The 507-nt window shown below is 56.4% G+C and carries 1 protein-coding gene; it reads left to right on the top strand.

Features of this window, described 5'->3' with window-relative positions:
• Positions 1–507 (top strand): helix-turn-helix transcriptional regulator (locus tag AC5S26_RS29950; protein WP_494188606.1); only part of this gene is annotated, 507 nt, incomplete at both ends.

Here is a 507-nt window from a genome sequence, read left to right as displayed (position 1 = left end):
TTCCGACAATCTCCCTGTTTACACCCGCTAATTTCATCTATTGCGCCATGGACCGAGAATTTATAGGTTCCATTGCCGAGGAGATCGGCTGCAACTGTTCCACCATCCCTTCTTTCCGATCCGGCGTCCATAACGCCTCCATCGAGGCCATCCTCCAGTTGCTCAGCGAGGAACAACAAACAGGAGCCCCATCAGGCACTCTCTACGCTGACTCACTTGCGCATGCGCTCGGGGTACGCTTTGTGCTCGCCGATGGCGTAGCGGGGACAGTCGGCGTCGCGACCACCTCTGGTCTACCGCCGCATATCCTCATTCGGGTGCAGGATCGAATCGAAGCCGAGCTTGGCCACGCTTTAACGTTGGAAGAGCTGTCGCAGGAGAGCGGATACAGCAAATCTCATTTTCTTCGGATGTTCCAATCGGCAGTTGGCCAAACACCGTACCAGTATCTCCTTGGGAGACGCCTGCACCGTGCCCGGCAGCTCCTAAAAGAGAAGCACCTCACCG

The sequence above is a fragment of the Edaphobacter sp. FHG110511_03 genome (assembly GCF_059115365.1).
This window is presented reverse-complemented; position numbering and strand designations above follow the sequence as displayed.